Raw genomic sequence first — 1012 nt, forward strand, 5'->3', positions numbered from 1 at the left:
TCCGGTGACTCTGTGCAGGTGTTTGTCAATCAATCGTTTGAACTGTGAGCAGAAGCAACGATGAAAGGGTTAATTTTTGTCCTTGGTTTTACGAGTTTAACAGCTTTAAGTAGCCTGTTTAATCACCCCGCGCTGGCAGAGCCATTAAAGGGGTGTGGGGAGAATGATCCAAACCCTACACCCTTTTTGTTAAGCAGTAACGTTCGACGGGTAACAATACCACAGTCAAATTCCACATCTGCACCCCAAGACCAGCCCATTTCCATTGAACTAGCGCCAGGGCATGGGGTAAATATCAGCTTTATTCCCACGGGTGAAGTGATTGAAAAAGTTTGGTTGGACAACCCCTCCTTTGTCACCTTGGATGTTGACGGTTGCCTTTCAGGGTTGGGTGAAAGGGAATGTGAGCAAAATGGGGCGACTATTTTGCACCTACGCCGCATCAATCAGCTGGATATTCCTGGTTTGTCCAAGACAGATAGTACGCTGTTGACGGTAGTTACGCGCTCTTCACAAGGACGGCAGTTATATCTGTTTGAGATTGTGCAGGCTCCTGAAACCTCTTTTTCAGTTGTTGAACTTGTTAGAGTCACAGAGGCTCCTGATTTATTTCTAATTAATGCCATTGAGCGGGGAGTGCAAAGAGCATTAGCCCAAAACTTTTTGAATCGCGATTCTCCACTCAATAGACGTTTAGAGAATTTTATTAGCTTTTTGCGCTCTGGCACTGAAGTATCTGAAGCAGCAAGGAAAGCGGGTATTTCGATGAAGCTAGTTGAGCGATTGCAGTCAATGGGAAATCGCCGGAGTGTTCCTACTTTACTTGAGGTAAATGCTGTTGAAGCACCCTTCAGGTGCGGGAGTCGGGAATCGGGAATCGGGAAAGGAATAAGGGAACACTCTTTAGTTCGCGACAGCGAAGCACACTCCCAACTCCCTAGCGAAGCAACCTAGTTGATGAGGTGAAACCATGAAAAAGTGGCTGGTTCGACTTTATTGGTTAATAACAGGA

The 1012-nt window shown here is 46.0% G+C and carries 1 protein-coding gene; it reads left to right on the forward strand.

Features of this window, described 5'->3' with window-relative positions; genetic code table 11:
- Positions 1-60: 60 nt before the first annotated feature.
- A complete protein-coding gene (locus F6K23_RS41300; RefSeq protein WP_293167111.1) occupies positions 61-954 on the forward strand; it encodes a hypothetical protein in 894 nt (297 codons plus the stop codon).
- Positions 955-1012 lie beyond the last annotated feature (58 nt).

Source organism: Okeania sp. SIO2C9, from assembly GCF_010672455.1.
Lineage (GTDB): Bacteria > Cyanobacteriota > Cyanobacteriia > Cyanobacteriales > Microcoleaceae > Okeania.